We start from the raw sequence: 20,587 nt of genomic DNA, 5'->3' as shown, positions 1-20,587 counted from the left end.
AATGCCTTGATATACGAAAACGCCCCTGAGCCGATTGCTTAGGGGCGTTTTCTTATCGCGGTAAAATAATTTTCGCTTCCAGGCCACCTTCCGGGCAATTGATCAACAGAGCTGTTCCGCCATGCGCATGGGCGACAGAGCGCACAACCGCCAAGCCAAGGCCAACCCCGCCTGTTTCTTTATTGCGGGAACCTTCCAAACGGCGAAAGGGTCTGAAAACTTCTTCCAGTTCGCTTTCGGGGATACCGGGGCCCTTATCTTTTACGGTTAAAGTCACCTGACGTTGATCAGCCTCTAACACCACGTCACAGGCACCCGCATATTTCAAGGCATTGCCGACCAAATTGGCAACCGCACGTTTCAAGCCAACCGGACGTCCTTTAAAGGGAAGTTCATCCATACCGCTGTAGGCGACATCGCAATCGGTTTCACGCATATCTTCGCAAAGACTTTCCACCAACGCGGCCAGATCAATTGTGGAAACAGCCTCGTTTGCGATATCATCACGGGCAAAAGACATAGTTGCCTTGATCATGGATTCCATTTCATCCAGATCAGATAGCATTTTTTCACGTTGCTGATCGTCTTCCACAAATTCAGCCCGCAAACGCATACGGGTAATGGGGGTACGCAAATCATGGGAAATCGCCGCCAGCATATGCGTACGATCCTGAATAAAACGGCGCAGGCGGGTTTGCATCTCGTTAAAGGCACGCGCGGCATCGCGCACTTCGCGCGGGCCATCTTCTTTCATCGGTGGGGCATTGACATCGCGCCCCAATGTTTCTGCCGCCTGTGCCATACGGGCCAAGGGTTTATTCGCACGTCGCATTATGATAAAGGCGACCAAAGCAACCAGTAACGACAGAAACAATAACGGCATGGCAAAGGGAATGAAACCCGGCGGAGTTGGGCGTTCAAACGGAATACGCATATTCAGCCATGTACCATCGTCCAGCAGCACCGCCACCATCAGGCGCGCATTATAGTTATGTCCGTTCATCATACGGCCCCAATGAGGGCGTTGGTCGTCAGGCACATCATTACCGCCTCGCATACGGTGCTGACCAAAACCACCGCCTGGTCCAAAAGGCCTGCGTTCATCGTCATCCACGCGGATACGTTTTAGATCTATTCCGCCAAGTTCTTCGGACAAACCGGAACGGATGAAAGCCTCCACCCCAAACCAGTGCGCCTCCTCATCAACCGCGCTTTGTGTGCTTTGCCATGCCCGCATCCCGCGCGGACGATTGGTACGCAACAGGAATTCACGCTGCAAAGGACTCGCTGCATTCATCCATTGCACATAAGTTGCCATACGTTCAATCAAACGGCTGTGTTCAGCACTTTCTCTGAAATTTTTCCAATCCCGATAATAGAAAATTCCCCCAAGGGCCTGTACCAGTAAAATACCACCGACCAGGATCACAAGGGTTCTCCCCAGCATGGTTTGCGGGATCAGACGCATTGTCAAGATTGCTCCACTTTCGCCGTGAACATATAACCGCCCCCGCGCACCGTTTTTACCAAAGCCGGATTTTTTGGATCATCCTTCAATTTTTTACGCAGACGGCTGACCTGAACGTCAATCGCACGGTCAAACGGGATGGCTTCCCGGCCACGCGCCATATCCAATAACTGATCCCGATTTAAAACACGGTTGGGATGACGCACAAAGGTATCCAGCAATTCAAATTCCCCCCGACTAAGAGAAACAAGAACCCCTTCATCGTTTAACAATTCACGCCGTTCGGGACGAAATTCCCATTTATTAAAGATAAAGACATCGGCGTCTTCAGCCGTCACGGTTTCCTGCCCCCCGCTACGACGCAAAACTGCCTTGATACGGGCCAATAATTCGCGTGGATTAAACGGTTTTGCCAAATAATCATCCGCGCCCATTTCCAATCCGATAATCCGGTCGGTTTCTTCCCCCATTGCGGTCAACATAATGACCGGCATTTGCGAACTGGCCCGCAAATTGCGGCAAAGGGTCAAGCCATCCTCGCCCGGCATCATCACGTCCAGAACGACCAAATCGATGGACCAGTCCTCAAGTGCGCGTTTCATTTCGCGCCCGTCCTGTGCGGTTGTCACGCGCAGGTTATGCTGCTTTAGAAATTTCGCAACAAGGTCGCGAATTTCGCGGTCGTCATCGACGACAAGTATGTGTGATTGCTTTTCCATGAGACTAATATAATCGCTATTTTAGAAACTGCGCGGTTGAATGTGTAACAAACTGTAACAGAAATGGGCGCAGAAACAATGCGTCACCTTATCGCACTTCTGGCGACACATCCCCGTTACACAACAGGTCAATAATAAACTCATCAAAAGGGCGAACGCTATCGCCGGTTAACTCTAATCGATGGAGACTTATTATGAAACGCACAACACTTATTCTCAGTGCCGTTAGCGCAGTTGCCCTGATCACTTTGACGACCTTGGCAGTCGCCCAAGACAACAGCAAACCCAACTATAATGGCTGGTGCCCCAATGGTGGCCCCGGTGGTGGATACGGATACATGATGCGTGGACACGGAAATGGTATGGGATTTGGTATGATGAACGGCCCCCGCATGGGACGTTTCATGCAAGACGGCAACTACGACCTGCAACTGACACCGGAACGCGTCAAAGAAATTATGGAAGGTCGTCTCGCTTGGCGCGGTAACGACAACCTCAAAGTCGGCGATGTCACCACCGATCAAGACGGCAATATCATTGCCAAACTGGTCACAAAAGATAACTCACTGGTCGAAACTTTCAAAATCGACCCAAAAACCGGCGCACAAACCCCCTTGCGCTAATAACTTAAATCTCCTTCCCCTCCCGTAAAACTGAAAAAGGGTTCCTTCTGGAACCCTTTCTTTTATCCTCAATCTTCTTTTTCGCAGATTTCGATCTCTGCATCGTCCTCTTCATCCAGTTCCCCGGCTGCCGCACGTCTTTGCCATTTCTTGTAAGAATTAAAGCTTAAAGGGATGCTCACCAGATAAATCGCACCAATAACAGACAACATCGCCCACGGTGCACTGACTAAAAAGGCAACCAGCAAGCCCACACCGATCATAACCGGCAAAACATAAGCCGCCGGAACCTTCGCCTTTTTAAAGGAAAAAGTCGGGAAACGGCTGACCATCAAGCCACCGATCACCGTCAGGAAAAAACAGGCCATTGCCGGGCTGCGGAAAAAATCATCCCCGAACATGAAAGACAGTACCAACGGGTACATAATCAATAACGCGCCAGCCGGTGCCGGCACACCGGTAAAGAAATTATTTTCCCACGGTTGTTTGTCTGGATCTTCCAGTGCGGTATTGAAACGTGCCAGACGCAAGGCCATGCAAACGGTGAAAAAACAAACAAAGACCCAGCCAATCCGGCCGGCATTTTCCAAAACCCAGAAATAAAGGATCATGGGCGGGGCCACACCAAAACTGATAAAATCGGACAGGGAATCCAGTTCCGCACCAAATTTGCTTTGCGCATTCAATAAACGCGCAACACGACCATCCAAACCATCCAAAATCGCGGCAACAACAATTGCAAAAACCGATGCTTCCCACATATCACGCGCGGCAAAATTAATCGCGGTCATGCCTGCACACAATGCAGAAATGGTCAGAATATTCGGGATCAAGTGATTGATCGGTAATCGTTTCAGTTTTGGACGGCGTTTTTCCATGATTATCTCACTTCGCCTTGGCGGGCGGCTTCGGTGCTATTTAAATCAGCCAAAACAGTCTCAGCTGCTTTGGTTGTTTGCCCCAAAGCTACCATAGGTTCCACCCCTTCGGGTAGATAAACATCGACACGGCTGCCAAAACGGATCATGCCGAACCGTTCCCCGGCTTTCAATTGATCGCCTTCTTTTGTCCAGCAAATGATACGACGCGCAACCAGTCCCGCAATTTGAACAAAAGCAATTTGCGTTCCATTTTCGGTTTCAAGCGCCACGCTCATGCGTTCATTATCCACGCTGGCTTTATCCAAAGAGGCATTGAGGAATTTCCCCGGGCGGTAAGCCACTTTCTTAACCGTTCCGCTTAAAGGGGAGCGGTTTACGTGAACGTTAAATACGTTCATAAAAACACAGACGCGTGTGCGTTCCTGATCGCCCATGCCTAATTCCGCAGGCGGTGCGGCGCGGTCAATCAGTTGTACAACACCATCGGCCGGGCAGATCACCAATCCATCACGAGTCGGGGTGACACGATGCGGGTCACGGAAAAAGCAAATACACCAAACCGTCAGGATCAAACCGACCCAACCAATCGGCTGAACTGCACCCAGCCATCCCAAGGCATATGCCCCAACCATAAGGGCCACTGTCAAGATGGCAAAAATTGCGATAAACGGCCAACCTTCACGGTTGATCGGCACCAAGATTACTTTAAGCACGTTCTTCGTCCATGTTATCCAAATCCAATTGCCTTTCGTAACAGGATACGCCGGATGCGTAAAGACGACTTTTCTTTTTGTTTGCAACAAAGATGCATGTTAAATTGATAAAAATCTTGATTTTACGGGCTGATAGCAGTGAGCAATCCAAACACATTCCCTTCCAAAGCGAGAAGTCTGGTTGAATTTTCGAATTCGCCAACAAGGGAATTGTCCGTAACGGACAATTTACAGGCCAAAAACGGTAAAATCATTCAGGATAACAAGCTTTCTCAAATCAATTTTATGGTCCAGTATCAAGGATATTGGTTCGCTGTCCATGTCAAACCGGAAGGAACAAAATCTTTCCTGCACATTCATGGCATCATTGGAAAACTGCCTTATTCGTATGAAAGTTCTTTTGCCCGTGCCAACGTGCTGGCGGTTGTCAAAGCGGCGGGAAAAGCGTTAGGCGGCAGTGTTAAAATTGACGATAACCAAAACATTATCCTAATCGATAAATTGTCCTTCGAAGGCAATATATCACCCAAAATCTTATTGGCGGAAACCACCAAGGTTTTGTTACGCGTCAAGCCCTACCTGCAACTGGTTCATACCTTACAACCCCCAAAAGATTTGGCCTTTCACGCGCCTAAGAATTATATCGAACAACAGCCGCCACAAGACGTTCCCGCCTCTTCACCTGTTGAAGAACCCAAAGAACACGTGGCGGAAGAAAAAGTCACATTAAAATTGAAAACCAATAGCGTAAAGCTCAAGGTAAAACCTGTCATTACGCTGAAGCCAAACTAAGATCAAAGTCTTTCATCTAACCTGTGAATCAAAAGCCATCATCCCGCACTTGATGCGCGATCCATTTAAAATCAATAAGTTAAATATGACTCATGCAAAAAATATGGATCCCCGATCAGGGTCGGGGATGACGATTTAGGGGCTTTGCCCATAACCTGCCTCGCGCAAGGCGAGGATTTTTTATTGAGCTCAATTTGCTTTACTGCGCCGGAATTTCGAAAACCTGCCCCGGATAAATCAGGTTTGGGTCACTGATATGTTCTTTATTGGCACGATAGATAACCGCATAATCAAACCCTGTCCCGTAAATGCGACGCGCGATACGCCACAGACTGTTGCCCGGCTGAACGACGATTTGGCGATCCTGAGGGACATTGCTCATATTCGGCGCGCGGGAGAACGGAATGGTCACCCGGTTTAAAACTTTTCGATTTTCATCCACATGATCGGCGCGTAATTGATATACGCCCGGTTCCACAACCCGAGACGGTGCAACAACCCAATGCCCTTTGTCATCGGCCGCCGTGTTGCCTAAGAACTCGTTATCCAGATAAAGAAAAACCGCACCACCTTCCGGTGCTGTACCGGAAATTGACAATTCCCCCTTATCGTCATAATTCACGGCATCAATAGAAAGCGTTAAACTTTCCGCCCCCGGCACCTGCAAGGCGGTTACCGGACCGCTGCCATCTTTTGACATCGACACGGCCAAGGTCTGATCCCCTTTGCGTTCAGGTACAACAAGGACCACAACATCCTCGGAAGTCTGGATGGTACCGTCCGGGTTTAATGCACTCAGGCTCAGTTGGCGTTCCCCTGTTTCCAGCGGATTGGTCGGCAGATAAACCCATTCCCCCCGGTCATCGGATTTCGCCATTCCCAATTCATTTTCACCGTCTAAAACAGTGACTTCTGCTTTTGGTGTCGAACGTCCTGCCATGACAACATCCCCATCGGGATTGATGCGCACAACATCAAAACTCGGTGCCGTATTCTCGGTCTTTTGCGGTTGCTTCGCCGGTTTAGAGGGAGTATTTGCAGATTGTTGACTTTGTTGCGTTTCTGCCTGAGGCTGAGGGGCTATCGGTTCCTCGTCATTGAACAAGGTCAAAAATATTGCTAACGCAACAACTGCGAGTCCCAAGCCGATTAAAACGATTGAACGCAACGTACTCTCTCCGCCTCTAAAAAGGATATGCCCTAAACCTTAAATTAAGTTGACAGGGTATCCTTAAAACATCATTTGCGCAATTCAAGAAGTCTTATAAAGAGCGCAAAATATCAAAAAACACAATACTTAACCCAATGGGCAACAGCGAAACAACCACCCTGACCAGTGGTTCTGATTTTTGCAGCCATACGGGCGCACGATTAAGCACGCGTTCTGCGCCATGATGGCTAAATAAAACCAGAACAAAACAGAAAATGGACAATAATGGCAAATGCCCCTGCAACCACATATCCCAAACCAGAGCTGCCGTACACAAGCTTATGGGGAACACGGCATTTTCACTTAACACACCCGGTGTACGGTCATGCCCCCAAATAATTGCCCCAACGACAACAACGACCAAACTTATTGCAAAATGACCGGCCATTTGATCACCCAGATAAAAAGCAAAACCTGCCAGAGTGCCGTTTAAGACCAACGGCGTAATCAACCACGACAGTGGCGCGTGGGAGTTTGTAAATTCCGCCCGCATCTTGAATGTAAAAACAAGCGATAACACCAACAAGACAGATCCAGCCAACAAGGCCTTAATAAACATATCCATCTGTGTCGTCATGCCGGTCATCACCCAAACCCAGACGAAACAAAGCAGCCCCCCCGCACACATACGCAACACCGGATGCCTTAGAAATAAGGTAAAAAACAAGCTACCGAACGTGATGATCCCCACCCCATAGGCAAGCGCATTCACGCCGAACTGAAAGGGTTCCCCCACCTGCCCGAAAGCGCAGATCACGCCGACCCAGCAGGCAAGGCCAACGGCGAAGGACCCGACACTATCTTTATTTCCCCCCGTTGTTGCCCAGCGCAATAGCGGCACGCCCCCCAACAGAGTGAAGGCAGGAAAAAGGAGACTGAACAACAAGGGGCTATTTATCGAATTAAGCATGGTGTAAACATAGCGTTAAATCATTACCAAATCACAAAGAGGCTAAAATGAGTTTCACACCCAAATCCTTATGTATTTTCTGTGGTTCGCGCAACGGAAACGATTCCGCATTTGTTGAAGAAGCCAAAAAGCTGGCCCGTGCAATGGCTGAAAAAGGCATTGAACTTGTCTATGGTGGCGGATCTATCGGAATTATGGGAGTTATCGCGCAGGAAGTTTTGGATCATGGCGGCCGGGTCACAGGCGTGATCCCGGAATTCCTGCAAAAACACGAAGTCGGTCATTCCAATCTGAGTGAACTGATCATCACGGACAGCATGCATAACCGCAAGCGCACCATGTTTGAACGATCTGACGGTTTTGTCGTTCTGCCCGGCGGGTTAGGCACATTGGATGAAACCTTTGAAATTATGACATGGAAACAACTTCGCTTGCATGACAAGCCCATTGTTATTCTGGATACGAAAGATTATTGGAAACCATTTCAAGATTTGGTCGAGGCAACAATTTCATCAGGTTTTGCCCATGACAGCGCCCGCAATTTATTCAGTGTTGCAAAAAATGCCAATGCCGTCTTCGATTGTCTGAAAGATATTCCGCCAATTGATGAAAAAGTCTTCACAAGTCATTTATAAGAAATAAGAAAACTAGGCGTAATCTTAGGTTATACGCCTAGTTTTCGATATGTTTATCCAGCACTTTCATCACATCATCCAACAGGAATGGTTTGGTGATATAATCCTGAAAACCAAGTTCACCCGCCTTTTCAATCGCATCCGGCATCGCATTCGCACTGAGGGCCACCACGGGAATTTTCATGGTTTCTTCCATCGCCCGCAATTTCTGAAAAGCCTGAAAACCATCCATTCCCGGTAAGTTAATATCCATCAGGATTAAATGCGGTTTGCGGGTTTTGGCGATTTCAATGCCTTGTTCAGCCGTCTTCGCCGTAACCATATCCAGATTTGGAATTTCAGAGACAAATCCGTCCATCAATTCCCGGTTCAGGGAATTATCTTCAATATAGAGAATCGTGTGCTTTCCCGTACAGCAACTTAAAGCATAATCCGCATGTTCAATATGAATAGGGTCTGGAATGGGTTTGACCTCTTCGGCGATTACAAAATCGACCCAAAACGAAGATCCCTCCCCTTCAATGCTGGAAAAACCGATATTTCCCGACATTTCTTCGACCATTTTTTTCGTCAGCACCAATCCAATGCCAGCCCCTTCTACATCCAGACGTTCCGCCCCCAGGCGATTGAAGGGGTGAAAGACCTGATCTTGCAGTTCATAAGGGATCCCATATCCGGTATCGTCAACCACAATGCGCAAATAACCGCTGTCCGGTTGTTCACTGCGGACCCGGATCATACCGCCTTTGCGGTTATATTTCTTGGCATTGGACAACAAATTTAACAACACCTGACGCACACGCATATCATCGGCCAGAATACGTGGCAAAGGTTTGACGGTCTCATCCTTTAAGGTGACATTCATCTGTTTATGTGCGGTTTCGATATAGGTCAGGCAATCATGCAGGATATCTTCAATTGCAATTTCTTCAATGCGGTAAGACATTTTTCCGGCTTCAATTTTTGCCAGATCGAGAACTTCGTCAATCAAATGCAACAGATGTGTCCCGGCATTGTGAATATGGTCCAATTGCGTGCGTTGTCTTTCAGATACGGGATGCGTTTTATTCAAGGCGATCAATTGGCAAAACCCCAGAATAGAATTAAGCGGCGTGCGCAATTCGTGGCTGACGGACGATAGAAAATCCGATTTTGCCCGACTGGCCTGTTCCGCTTTTTCCTTTGCTTCGATAAAGTCCGAGATATCGGTTTCAATACCGACAAACTTAATGACTTTGCCTGTTTCATCTTTGACCGGCGAAATTTTTAATCTGGCCCAGTAAGGCTCGCCGTTTTTACGCACATTGCGCAGGGTGCCACTCCATGTTTCCCCCGCCTTAATCATTTGCCACATATTTTCGTAAAATTCAGAATCCTGTTGCCCGGAATTCAAAAGTCCCGGTGTCTGCCCGATCACTTCATCCAGTTCATATCCGTTAATCTGGCAAAAAGCGGCATTGGCATATTCAATGCGTCCCTCCACATCGGTAATCAGGGTACTGGCACCCGATTGATTGACCGCTTCGCCCAACAATTTGGCTTCCCACAAGGCTGCTTCTAACGCATGGCGCGCAGAAAGGTCATGCCAGACAACATGAATGAAATTTCCTTGTGATGATTTTTCGGAAATAAGCACAACCTCGACCGCAAACTCATCCCCGTTTTCACGACAATGCACCCATTCAAAACGGTGTGTCCCATTGTCAAACGCCTTGTTGATCATTTCCCCTGCTTTTTCGAAAGAGAGGCGGCCATCAGGTTGTCGTTGCGGTGAAATATCACCCGGATGCAGATTCTTTAAAGCTTGCTTATCGCTTAATCCAAGCATTTTCAAGGCTGCCTTGTTACAGTCAACAAAGCAGTCGTCCTGAATAGTCAGCATTGCATCTGTGGATGCTTCGAAAAAAAGTTTATATCGATCTAAATGTGCCATTGGAAAGATCCGTTATTCCCCCACCAGAAACGGATAATTTCCCAATTATACACATTAGACATATTTTTTCTACGGTTATTTACGTACACACTATAGAATTCAACCACAGGCAACATATTGATAATAGATGTACATCAAATATTTAAAATATTAATCGAGTAAATTTCTAATTGATTTTACTAACTTGACATGAAAATCTTTGGTAGCAATTTCTTTTGCCCGTTCAGCTTCGCCTTCATCCCCCCCGTGACCCGTCAAAACATGGATGCCGCCACATAGACCGGCAGCACGTCCGGCCTGCAAATCCCCGGCTTTATCGCCGACAATCCATGACTGTTCGCATACAACATCAATAACCTGCATTGCCCGCATTAACATACCCGGATTAGGCTTGCGCGCTTCATGGTCGGGATAATTATAAGGGGCTTTCCCCACCTTATGATGTGGACAAGCGTAAACCGCATCCACAAAAGCCCCTTCTTGTGCCAATAGTTGATGCATACGTTCCTGCACGGCGTTGAATTCTTCCCATCCAAACATATCACGTGCAATACCGGCCTGATTGGTGACGATAATCACAGGCCTGTTTTCAGCATTTGCCTGTGCAATCACCGCAGCAGCGCCATCAATGAGCGCGACATCCTCAACTTTATGTAAATAGTGAACTTCTTCCACAATAACGCCATCACGATCCAGAAACAGGGCGGGGCGTGCCGTTTCAAACCGTTTTGCACTGTCGAAAAGCTGGCACCATATATGCTGGGAATCAACTGTCACATTTGACGGAAGTTTTAAAGACATGGGAAACAGGACCTACAGAAATAGCGCACAGAAAATCAAACCCGATATGGGGCAAGTTCCCCTGTTTTAATGACCCATAACAACCGGAATATCCGCATTTTCAATCACATCGCGGGTCGCCCCGCCCAGGATCAATTCGCGCATGCGGCTGTGGGTATAGCCCCCCATAACCATGAGTTCCGCCCCCAGTTTCTGGCTTTCAGATAACAGGGCCAGACCAACGGATTTACCAGCCGGGGAGAAAAAGACAGACTGTGTTTCCACACCATGCCAGCGTAGGTATTTAGCCAAATTTTCACCAACAGGACCATCCGTAGAAGATGTATCTGCCGTAATGATATGGACGATTTTTGCCATTTTAATAAAGGGCAAGGCAGCCGCAACCGCACGCGCGCCTTCCATAGACCCGTTCCAACAAATCGTCACAACTTGCGGGAAAGCCGTCATAGAGGACGGCGGAAGCAACAACATCGGGCGCCCGGTTTCAAACAATGCGGCATTCAGGGCCAGTGTCGTATAAACTTCATTATCCTGTTGCGGTTTGGAAACGAGAATTAGGTCGGCAAGACGACCATGATGGGCGATGACTTCGTCTTCGCGGCCTTGATCTTCCACCCAACTGGCGCTCAGTTCCACACCCGCAAGCTGAACATCACTTTCATTCACGCCGTGCTTTGCCAGCATATCCTGATAAAGGGTGCGTGCTTTTTGGCGTTGTTCATTGCCTTCTTTTTCCGCCATCGAAATCATATCTTCGATCATGGCGCCTGACATCCCTTCGCCCAGCAGAGGCACAGCTGCTTTTGGGTCAGGCAGGACATGCAATGCATTCACATGGGCCTTAAATGCGCCCGCTAAAACAAAGGCCGCCTGTAGCACACCGTTCGATGTGGCCGTCCCGTCAATGGGGGCTAAGATGGACTTCATGCTCATGACAACCTCCTGTCTTTAAAAACTTACATAAGGATACGCTTAATTTGTACAACTTTCCAGACTTGCATCAAGTATCGATAAGGATTTTTCTAAAACGCTTTCAATATCTTGGCTTGCATCCAGCATTGCCCAATCCATTTTGCCGATATCATAGCCAGCCTGCATACGTACGACAGACGCATCCGCATCCGATACATCATTTCGACGATGGGTGACCCTTTGTTCCAAAACATCCAATGGTGCTGAAAGCCAGAAACCGAAAAATGGAACATCCATTTTTGCCGCAAGCTTTTCCAGTTTATGCCGTTCCCCCGGCTTGGCAAAAACACCATCCACAATCACGCTATTTCCAGATTGCAAGGCGTCTTCAATTTCCTGATAAAGCTGCTTGTAAGTCCGTTGTGTCGCCGCACGGCTATAGCCATCTTGTGACAATTTTTCCCACGGTTTTACACCCAGCACACGCTTGCGGATCATATCTGTACGCGCAACAAACGCACCGGGGGCATGCCCGATGTGGGGGGCCAACCCTTTTGCAAGAACGGATTTTCCACAACCGGACAACCCGCCAATGGCAATCAAGGTGGGAGACTGTTTTTTCAAAAAATGTTGGGCTTCCTGCAAATAACAACGGGCTTCTTTTTCTAAAAATTCTGTCTCTCTTTTCGTCTTTTGATTTTTTGAAGCGACCGCACTGACATGGGCGCGGATGGTGGCGCGTGACGATAAAAACACTCCCAAAACTTTTAAACCTGAAATATCACCGCTCAGCGCCAAATATCTATTGAGCACCAGATTGGCAAAATCCGGGCGCCCGCGATGTATCAAATCCATCAGCAAAAAAGATAGATCGTATAAAATATCGATAACGGCGTAATCAGGTTCAAATTCAATGGCGTCAAATAGGGTGACGGTATTTTTAAAAAAGCAGATATTACGTAGATGCAAATCACCATGACAATGACGCACAAACCCATTTTGCCTGCGCCTCTCCAATAAATCACCACACTTGCTAAGGGTCACAGAAACGCGTTGTTTCAGATCACTTATCTTGCCCTGTTCAAACACATGAGACGGACAGGCATCAAGGGCGAGGTAATGTCCCTCAAACGCACGTTGCATACCTGCCAGCCCTCCAAACGAAGCGTCTCGTTTTGCGTGCTCGTAACATTCAAACACACGGTCGACCAGACGAAGCAAGGCATCTTCTTCCAGCTTGTTTTCTTCGCACAACCTGTCAAACAGATTGGATTGTTCAAAACGATGCATTTTGACCAGCCAATCAACGACCTCGCCGTTGCCGCCTAAGGCAAAACCCTCCCCGGCGGTTACCGCAAGCGTCTCAATATAAAGATCAGGGGAAAAAGCGCGGTTGATCTCCAATTCCAGTTCACAAAAATGTTTTCGGCTTTCAATCGTGCGAAAATCGACAAAAGGCAACTGGATGGCACGCTTGAGTTTATAGGCATAGTTGCCTGCCAAAAAGACAATGGAAATATGCGTATCAAGGCGTTGCACTTTTTCACCCGCAGGCAATCCATAACTTTCGGGTCGGGAAAGAAAATCAATAACATCACGCTGTTGCATTTCTGATTGTCCTGACTGAAAAGTGCGGGTAATCTCCATCCTATGACAAATAGCGTACAAAAAACAGCCGTGATTACAGGGGCAAGCCAAGGAATTGGCCATGCCACCGCGAAATATTTTCTGAACAAAGGGTGGCGGGTGATTACCTGTGCCCGAACGGAAATGCCGCCGGAATGTATGAGCGACCCCAATTACGTTTTTCATTATCCCACCGATCTAGGGGACGATGCCAGTCTTGCCGACTTTGTCAAAGAAGCCAATAAACTCCTCGGCGACGATCCGCTACATGCGCTTGTCAATAATGCCGGAATGTCGCCTAAAACACCTTATAAAGAAAGACTGGGCTGCCTGAACGGGGATCTGGAGGCATGGCGCAAGGTGTTTGATCTTAACTTCTATGCACCGCTGAAGCTTTCGCGCGGTTTTGCCCCGGCCTTGCATCGTGGCGGCGGGGCCATTGTCAATGTTACCTCAATCGCCGGTCATTACATTCACCCCTTTGCCGGGTCGGCCTATTCTATTTCCAAGGCCGCCTTATCCGCACTGACCCGCGAAATGGCAAATGAGTTTGCGACAATTGGTGTGCGCGTCAATGCCGTTGCCCCCGGTGAAATTCAAACCGATATGATCCAGCCTGAATATGAAACCCTCATCCCCCGTATCCCCTTAAACCGCATGGGGTCCACCAGCGAGGTTGCGGCCTCTATTTACTATCTCTGTTCTGAAGACTCCTCTTATGTTACTGGCACGGAAATGTGGCTTACAGGCGGTCAGCATCTCTTTTGAACCATCACCCAAATACACACATTTTAATAAGTAATACATTCGGATTAGGTATATTCCTGAATTGTCTTTCTTGATGGCTATGTATATAGTCAGCACCTCACGAAACCCTGAGTTCAAAACTAAAGAGAAACCGTAATGCGCAACATGATATGCATTTTAACTTTATGTATATCACTTGGCTCTGCCGTAACGGTACGAGCCGAAGGCGATCTTCTTCGCATAAATTACGCAGATTCCTATCCACCGCTTTCTTATGGTCAACATGACAGTGTAAAAGGTGTTCTACCTGCCTTGATGGATGCCATTCTCGTCCAGAAAATGGGTTATACGGCTGTTCATACAGGCAAAGCGTGGAAACGCGCACAGGAAGAAGTCTGGAAAGGTTACGCCGACCTGCTCATCACGTCATCCACCCCTGAACGTGCGCAATATAGCTATCAGTCAAGACAACCTGTGTTTACACTGAGTTTCCGCCCTTTTACCAAGGTCAACTCGCCCGCATCCAAAGCTTTGCAGACCACCCTTGATATTTCAACACTATCGCAATTTAGATTTTGCGATGTTCACGGCAATCAGTGGGGAGAACAATTTTACAAAAAGCATAACATCGATTTTCATGTGACCCGTTCGTTTGAAACCTGCCTGCGCTTATTAAGCGTCGGACGCACGGATATCGTCGTTCATTCCGATCATATTTTATCTGAAATCATCAAAAAAAACGGCTGGCAAGACCAGATAAAACCCCATCCACAAGTGATGGCGGAAAGTCCAAAATTTTATCTGCTGTTATCCAAACAATCCAAATACAACCGCGCGCTTCTCGCTGAATTTGACCTGACCGTCGAACGCATGCGACACGATGGCAGCTATCACCATCTGCTTCGAAAATTAAATATAGACTACGGGGTATCCGTTGCTGCAAATTAACGCTTATGTTTTAGGAAAAGCCTTTTCATATAGGTCATTGCGTAAGCCTTCCAACCACTCCAGACGTTTTTCGACCAAATCCAGATCGTGATCCAGCCAAGCCGTTAGGTGCCCTGTTTCACTACAATGATTGTCGCGCAAATCCCCAAGACGGGACAGTTCAGCCTGCGCCGCATCACACAGGCTATCAACCTGATTGCATTGTTCTTCCAACGGCAAAAGATGCAGGAAACGAAATTTCAACGTAATAATCAGTTTATTCAGATCGTTGCTTTCTGCACGCACACGCGCGGTCAACAATTTCTGCAACTCCGCCCGGCCTTTTTCGGTCAGGTCCATCGCGGCATCATCTTCCATGCCTTGACCATCACTAGGCGCAATCAATCCTTCAAACTTCAGCAATTCAAGTGACGTTCCCATCAATTCCAATGATGGACCGGTGACACGGCTCATAAAATGGCGCGCGGCATGGGCAAGCACACTATAACGCATCGCCTCGTTGCTCAGGGCCAATGTCCCCAAAGCGCAAAGCCGCACGGCTTCTTTTGGCGTTAATGTGTTATCAGCATACATATTTTTGCGATCCTGTTCTTCCCGATCAAAACCATACCACAAAACCTGTGGCCATGCAGTTGAGATATGCCTGATTTGCGAACGATTTGCAAGAAACAAAAAAGGACGATACCCCCTCAGATACCGCCCTTTAAGTTTGCAGGTTAAACGTTTATGTCAATGTTTAAGCCGCAGCCTTTTTCAAGGAAAGTGATTGCCAGACGTCCACCAGACAGGAAACCAGATCATCCATCATTTCTTCCGTATGGAACGGTGACGGCGTAAAGCGCAAACGTTCCGTTCCCTTTGGCACCGTTGGGAAATTGATCGGCTGAACATAATGGTTGAATTTTTCCATCAGCATATCGCTGGCGCGTTTGCATAAAACCGGATCCCCCACCATAACCGGTACAATATGGCTGGGGTTTTCGATATGCGGGATACCCGCAGCATCCAGTTTATCACGCAACATACGGGCGTTGGCCTGATGTTTGATACGAACTTCATTATGCTGGGACACATAACGGATAGAAGCGCGACAACCTGCCGCCACTGCCGGCGGTAAAGAAGTCGAGAAAATAAAGCCCTGGCCGAAGGAACGCACGAAATCGCACATGGCTTTTGAACCCGCGATATAGCCGCCGACAACACCGAAACCTTTCGCCATTGTGCCCTGAATAATCGTCAAACGATCCATCAGGCCTTCACGCTCGGCAACACCGGCGCCATGTTCACCATAAAGACCAACGGCATGGACTTCGTCAATATAGGTCATGGCATTATATTTATCTGCCAGATCACAAATTTCCTTGATCGGAGCAATATCCCCATCCATCGAATAAACAGATTCAAAGGCAATCATTTTGGGACGATCATGGGGCTGTTCTTTCAGAATGCGTTCCAGATCGTCCAAATCATTATGTTTGAAAACCGTTTTTTCGCTTCGCCCAAGACGAATACCTTCAATCATGGAATTATGGTTTAATTCATCAGAAATAATCAACATTCCCGGCATCTTAGACCCCAATGTCGACAAGGTCGTAAAATTGGCGACATAGCCAGAGGTAAAGACCAGCGCGGCTTCTGTTTTATGCAGGTTCGCCAGTTCTTCTTCTAATAAAACGTGATAGTGATTGGTCCCGGAAATATTGCGCGTTCCACCCGCGCCCGCACCGCATTTGTCCAATGCTTCATGCATCGCAGCCAAAACTTCCTTGTTCTGCCCCATACAGAGATAATCGTTGGAACACCAGACTGTGACATCCGCAACTTTATCTGCGCGGTAATTCTTTGCATGCGGAAAATCGCCTGCTTTGCGTTCCAGATCGGCAAAGACGCGATAGTTGCCTTCGTTTTGCAGGTCGGCAATACGTTCAGCAAAAAAGTTTTCGTAATTCATTTTTTGTTCTCCACCCGGGGGGATAGCACCCGGCACCCCTTGTATCTGCTGTAATGTCCTAACCAATGATTGTGACCTCAATGTGTCCATCTTTTGTTTTTTTCATGCTCATTTTCAAATTCCACAATAAAGTCTTGATGTAAATCATAACATTTATACAATTAGGGACTATAAAGGTATTACCAATAAAAAATCGCGTCCCACCCTTAAAAAAAGGTTCGCACGCTTCCCTGTTAAAACAAAAAATAAGGACGACACCCATGTCCCTCAAAGATATCCTCGTGCATGTCGATCATTCGCCCAGCTGCAAAGAACGCATCAAGGCAGCCCTTAAGCTTGCACAGCTTCACAATGCCCATTTGACGGCACTTTACGTTATGACAAAGCCAATGATCCCGGGCTTTATCGAAGCACAACTGAGCAAAGAGGTTATCAAAGCGCAGGTTGCGGCTTCTGAAAATGCCGCCAAAGAAATTCAAACCATGTTCGCGTCCATAACAGACGGCAATAACGTTCCAACCGAATGGCGCTGCGTGGAAGGCGATATGGTTGAACAGGTCATGTTACATGCCCGTTACGCCGACCTCACCGTTTTGGGGCAAAAAGATTCCAAAACGATTGAAGACCCGGGTGCCAGCGAAATGCCTGATCAAATTCTCTTACGTTCCGGTCGTCCGGTTTTGATTATCCCGCATTCCGGTTCCTTTGAAACGGTTGGCAAACATATTATGGTTGCCTGGGATGGCAGCCGTTTGGCAACACGCGCCGTCAACGATGCCATTTGCCTGATGGAAAAAGCCGATAAGGTCGATGTCCTTGCCGTTGATCCGAAAAATTCTCATCACGGTGATATTCCGGGTGCCGATATTTCCCTGCACCTTGCCCGCCATGACATCAATGCCGAGGCTGAACATCTGGCTTCCAGCAACCTGTCTGCCGGTGATGCGCTGCTTTCCTATGCCGCCGACAGCGGGATCGACCTGATCGTCATGGGGGGATATGGTCACCGCAGATGGCGAGAAGTTGTCCTTGGCGGCGTGACACGCCATATGCTGAAACATATGACCGTACCGGTCTTTATGACGCACTAGAGCAAAGAAAAATCCCCTGCCGATCCTATCGTGCAGGGGATTTTTTGTAGCCTTTCTTATCCGGCCTAGTTTGTAGCAACCACCCGATCCACAAAACCACCGACATCATCGGAAAGTAACTGTGATTGTTGTGCCAGCTCACTGGCTGCGGCCCGAATTTGCGTAACGGCAGAATTGGACTCCGATGCCCCGTCCGCCACTTCGCCAATGGTTGAGGCAACGGTACTTACCTCGGAAACCGCATATTGCGAATTGGCACTGATTTCTTTGACCACCGCGCTTTGCTGTTCTACGGTCGCCGCAATATCACCAGCTGTTGCGTCGATATCTTCAATAGACTGGCTAATGGCCTGAATGGCTTCAACAGCAGAATCCGTTGCCTTTTTCATGGCCTGAACCTGCCCGGTAATTTCCTGTGTTGCGCGTGACGTTTGGTTGGAAAGATTTTTAACTTCACCGGCAACAACCGCAAAGCCTTTACCGGCCTCCCCTGCCCTTGCCGCCTCAATGGTTGCGTTCAAGGCCAGCATATTGGTCTGTTCGGCAATATCATTAATCAAGCTCACCACCTCGTTAATGCGGCCTGTGGCTTCATGCAACGTTTCAATGACATCACTGGCTTGCGCGGCAGATTGTACGGCGGCCGATGCCATTTGGGCAGAGCGGGTAACCTGTGAATGAATTTCATGGATAGAGGCGTTAAATTCTTCCGTGGCTGCGGCTACACTTTCCACATTGCCAAAGGCACTGTTGGCTGCTGCGCGCACCGTTTCAGACAAGGCACTGGTTTGTTCCGCCAAATGGGCAAGCGATTGCGAGGATGCATCCAGTTCCTGTGCCGCAGAAGAAACCCCGCTGACGACCCCCTTGATGTTGGACCCGATCTTACTGGCCCCTTCAACAAAATCGCGGGTTTTCTGCCCCATCGCATTTAAACCATTATTCACAACGCCCGCATGGGTGATAAAATCACCATTCATACCGCGTAAAATGATTTTGCGGAAATAACGGCCCTTTGCCGCATATTCCAGCGCCGCACCGGCTTCTTTGGCAAAAGCCTCGGTTTGATCGAGCAAGTGATTGATATCATGCATCAGTTTATGAATATTGCCGTTTCCCTCAATATTCAAAACGCGCGCATCCATGCGCCCGCAGGCCGCTTCGCGCGCCACATGACGAATTCTTTCCACCAGATTATTCGCCTGAACGGTCCGATATAAAGACAAAGATTGAAAGAGGACGATCCCCAATCCAACAAGGCCCGCAGAAACACCCTGCGTGATAAACAGATAAACCGTGGCAATCAGGGTAATTGTTAATGCGATCAGCGAATATCTTTCCGCCTTAGAGCGAGAGAATAAATTCATCGTATTCCATTCCTGCATCTGCAAGTTTTCCGATCAATAATTGATAAGCGGCATTCATGCCGTCTTTTTTATTGGGATGACGTTGTTCTTCGCGTAGCAATTCTGCATAAAGCGGCTTAATTTTTTCCAAGGCATCGCGGTCAGGTACACGCCGACTGGAATGATATCCCCTGAGCGTTTTTCCATCTTCTTCAAACGTTGGTGTCACATGGGCAAGAACCCAGTAATGGTCGCCGTGTTTGGTTCGGTTCATCACATAGGCAAAAATCTCTTTTCCCTGTGAAATCGTATCCCATAAAAGCTTAAAGACACATCGCGGCATATCCGGATGACGGATCACGCTATGGGGCTGCCCCAACATTTCTTTTTCCGTATAATCAGCAACCGTTAGAAACGCCTGGTTGGTATATACAATCCGACCTTTCATATCCGTTTTGCTCACGATAATTTCGTCTTCCTTAAAGGTGCGTTCAACACCTGTTAAAGCTTCGGATAGACCGCCCATCAGATACTCCGTTCAAGACCTATACAAAAATATAATATACTTACAGGGTAGGTTATATTCTTTAATAATCCATTACTCCAGTTGTTTGTTGTAATTTACATTAACTCTAATCAATTTAAAATAATGTATAAGTTTCAGTGACTTTTGCAATGCAACAAAGAGATGTCCTACCACTATTTCCTCAACTGGAATGTAATTTGAGAATGATTATAAAGATATTTGTATGTAATTGTTTTCTGTGTGCCTTAAGCCCTTTAAAATTTTCACACATAAATTATTGTTATATATTTATGGCATTTGACCAGACAAACATGGCAAGCGAATAAAATAAAAAAAATCACAATTGGAAGGAGGATTTTTATTCAAAAAAGACCAAAATTTTATCCTTTAATAAAAAACAAAAAGATAAATCAATTTCAGGTTATGTTTTATTTGCGAATCATACGCACCAGCAAATTTTTCCCTGTAAAAAGGTATTTAAAAACTTATATGATGTAGATAAGCTATTTCGAAATTTAGAAACAGGGAATGTAAAATGAGCGATCATGTCTATAAAAAAGTCGAAATTGTCGGTTCCTCAAAAGACAGCATCGAAGACGCCATCGACACTGCACTGGCCAAAGCCTCCAAAAGCATCAAGAATATGGATTGGTTTGAGGTCAAGGAAACCCGTGGACATATCACCGATGGCAAAGTCGGTCATTATCAGGTTGTCCTCAAGGTGGGTTTTAGACTGGAATAACGGGCGCCCCTGC

General features: G+C 47.5%; 21 protein-coding genes. 7 read left to right on the top strand and 14 right to left on the bottom strand.

All coding sequences use genetic code 11. The annotated features are described in order from the left end of the window. Positions 1-52: 52 nt before the first annotated feature. Entirely contained in the window at positions 53-1,468 is a 1,416-nt protein-coding gene (locus IEW74_RS06215) for an ATP-binding protein (RefSeq protein WP_229734261.1), read from the bottom strand. Between the two features lie 2 nt (positions 1,469-1,470). Beyond that, the gene (locus IEW74_RS06210; protein ID WP_188662837.1) at positions 1,471-2,187 is read right to left on the bottom strand and encodes a response regulator; all 717 of its coding nucleotides are present in this window, start codon (positions 2,185-2,187) and stop codon (positions 1,471-1,473) included. A gap of 194 nt (positions 2,188-2,381) precedes the next feature. Between IEW74_RS06210 and IEW74_RS06205 the strand changes: the two genes are divergently transcribed. Then, positions 2,382-2,810 carry a hypothetical protein gene (locus tag IEW74_RS06205; RefSeq protein ID WP_188662835.1) on the top strand — a complete coding sequence of 143 codons (429 nt, stop codon included), beginning with the start codon at positions 2,382-2,384 and terminating at the stop codon, positions 2,808-2,810. 68 nt (positions 2,811-2,878) lie between these two features. On the opposite strand, the gene pssA is transcribed toward IEW74_RS06205, so the two are convergent. Continuing rightward, on the bottom strand, positions 2,879-3,688 hold the full coding sequence (pssA, locus tag IEW74_RS06200) for a CDP-diacylglycerol--serine O-phosphatidyltransferase (RefSeq protein ID WP_188662833.1): 810 nt from the start codon (positions 3,686-3,688) through the stop codon (positions 2,879-2,881). A gap of 2 nt (positions 3,689-3,690) precedes the next feature. After that, on the bottom strand, positions 3,691-4,404 hold the full coding sequence (locus tag IEW74_RS06195) for a phosphatidylserine decarboxylase (protein WP_188662831.1): 714 nt from the start codon (positions 4,402-4,404) through the stop codon (positions 3,691-3,693). A gap of 138 nt (positions 4,405-4,542) precedes the next feature. Here IEW74_RS06195 and IEW74_RS06190 point away from each other — a divergent pair, with 138 nt between their 5' ends. After that, complete coding sequence (locus IEW74_RS06190; RefSeq protein ID WP_188662830.1) at positions 4,543-5,196, top strand: hypothetical protein; 654 nt, start codon at positions 4,543-4,545, stop codon at positions 5,194-5,196. 199 nt (positions 5,197-5,395) lie between these two features. On the opposite strand, the gene IEW74_RS06185 is transcribed toward IEW74_RS06190, so the two are convergent. Together IEW74_RS06185 and IEW74_RS06180 are read right to left on the bottom strand one after the other, a co-directional pair. Next, entirely contained in the window at positions 5,396-6,364 is a 969-nt protein-coding gene (locus IEW74_RS06185) for a LysM peptidoglycan-binding domain-containing protein (protein WP_188662828.1), read from the bottom strand. A 94-nt stretch (positions 6,365-6,458) separates the two neighbouring features. Then, a complete protein-coding gene (locus tag IEW74_RS06180) occupies positions 6,459-7,316 on the bottom strand; it encodes a hypothetical protein (RefSeq protein ID WP_188662826.1) in 858 nt (285 codons plus the stop codon). 47 nt (positions 7,317-7,363) lie between these two features. On the opposite strand from IEW74_RS06180, the gene IEW74_RS06175 reads away from it, so the two are divergent. Beyond that, entirely contained in the window at positions 7,364-7,951 is a 588-nt protein-coding gene (locus tag IEW74_RS06175; RefSeq protein ID WP_188662824.1) for an LOG family protein, read from the top strand. A 37-nt stretch (positions 7,952-7,988) separates the two neighbouring features. Here the strand turns inward: IEW74_RS06175 and IEW74_RS06170 are convergent, their stop codons facing one another. The 4 genes from IEW74_RS06170 to IEW74_RS06155 form a co-directional block, all read right to left on the bottom strand. Beyond that, a complete protein-coding gene (locus IEW74_RS06170) occupies positions 7,989-9,884 on the bottom strand; it encodes a hybrid sensor histidine kinase/response regulator (protein ID WP_188662822.1) in 1,896 nt (631 codons plus the stop codon). A 150-nt stretch (positions 9,885-10,034) separates the two neighbouring features. Then, the gene (locus tag IEW74_RS06165; protein WP_188662820.1) at positions 10,035-10,685 is read right to left on the bottom strand and encodes a D-glycero-alpha-D-manno-heptose-1,7-bisphosphate 7-phosphatase; all 651 of its coding nucleotides are present in this window, start codon (positions 10,683-10,685) and stop codon (positions 10,035-10,037) included. A gap of 66 nt (positions 10,686-10,751) precedes the next feature. Further along, entirely contained in the window at positions 10,752-11,618 is an 867-nt protein-coding gene (locus IEW74_RS06160; protein ID WP_188662818.1) for a universal stress protein, read from the bottom strand. Between the two features lie 39 nt (positions 11,619-11,657). Continuing rightward, the gene (locus IEW74_RS06155; RefSeq protein WP_188662816.1) at positions 11,658-13,205 is read right to left on the bottom strand and encodes a bifunctional aminoglycoside phosphotransferase/ATP-binding protein; all 1,548 of its coding nucleotides are present in this window, start codon (positions 13,203-13,205) and stop codon (positions 11,658-11,660) included. 42 nt (positions 13,206-13,247) lie between these two features. On the opposite strand from IEW74_RS06155, the gene IEW74_RS06150 reads away from it, so the two are divergent. Both IEW74_RS06150 and IEW74_RS06145 read left to right on the top strand, forming a co-directional pair. Next, positions 13,248-13,991, top strand: coding sequence for an SDR family NAD(P)-dependent oxidoreductase (locus tag IEW74_RS06150; protein WP_188662814.1), 744 nt, complete (start codon positions 13,248-13,250; stop codon positions 13,989-13,991). A gap of 135 nt (positions 13,992-14,126) precedes the next feature. Next, the gene (locus tag IEW74_RS06145; protein WP_188662811.1) at positions 14,127-14,918 is read left to right on the top strand and encodes a substrate-binding periplasmic protein; all 792 of its coding nucleotides are present in this window, start codon (positions 14,127-14,129) and stop codon (positions 14,916-14,918) included. Positions 14,919-14,921: 3 nt separating this feature from the next. On the opposite strand, the gene IEW74_RS06140 is transcribed toward IEW74_RS06145, so the two are convergent. Beyond that, positions 14,922-15,590, bottom strand: coding sequence for a hypothetical protein (locus IEW74_RS06140; protein ID WP_308419086.1), 669 nt, complete (start codon positions 15,588-15,590; stop codon positions 14,922-14,924). A gap of 64 nt (positions 15,591-15,654) precedes the next feature. Beyond that, positions 15,655-16,869, bottom strand: coding sequence for a 5-aminolevulinate synthase (gene hemA / locus IEW74_RS06135; protein WP_188662809.1), 1,215 nt, complete (start codon positions 16,867-16,869; stop codon positions 15,655-15,657). A 260-nt stretch (positions 16,870-17,129) separates the two neighbouring features. On the opposite strand from hemA, the gene IEW74_RS06130 reads away from it, so the two are divergent. After that, a complete protein-coding gene (locus tag IEW74_RS06130) occupies positions 17,130-17,960 on the top strand; it encodes a universal stress protein (RefSeq protein WP_188662807.1) in 831 nt (276 codons plus the stop codon). Positions 17,961-18,025: 65 nt separating this feature from the next. On the opposite strand, the gene IEW74_RS06125 is transcribed toward IEW74_RS06130, so the two are convergent. Further along, on the bottom strand, positions 18,026-19,327 hold the full coding sequence (locus tag IEW74_RS06125) for a methyl-accepting chemotaxis protein (RefSeq protein ID WP_188662805.1): 1,302 nt from the start codon (positions 19,325-19,327) through the stop codon (positions 18,026-18,028). Continuing rightward, entirely contained in the window at positions 19,305-19,832 is a 528-nt protein-coding gene (locus tag IEW74_RS06120) for a PAS domain-containing protein (protein WP_188662803.1), read from the bottom strand. Before IEW74_RS06120 ends, IEW74_RS06125 begins: the two co-directional genes overlap by 23 nt. 535 nt (positions 19,833-20,367) lie before the next feature. On the opposite strand from IEW74_RS06120, the gene IEW74_RS06115 reads away from it, so the two are divergent. Beyond that, a complete protein-coding gene (locus tag IEW74_RS06115; protein ID WP_188662801.1) occupies positions 20,368-20,574 on the top strand; it encodes a dodecin in 207 nt (68 codons plus the stop codon). Positions 20,575-20,587 lie beyond the last annotated feature (13 nt).

It is taken from the genome of Terasakiella brassicae (assembly GCF_014641495.1).
Classification (GTDB): Bacteria; Pseudomonadota; Alphaproteobacteria; order Rhodospirillales; family Terasakiellaceae; genus Terasakiella; species Terasakiella brassicae.
The sequence above is the reverse complement of the archived record's forward strand: the minus strand, read 5'-3'. Positions and strand labels throughout refer to the sequence as shown.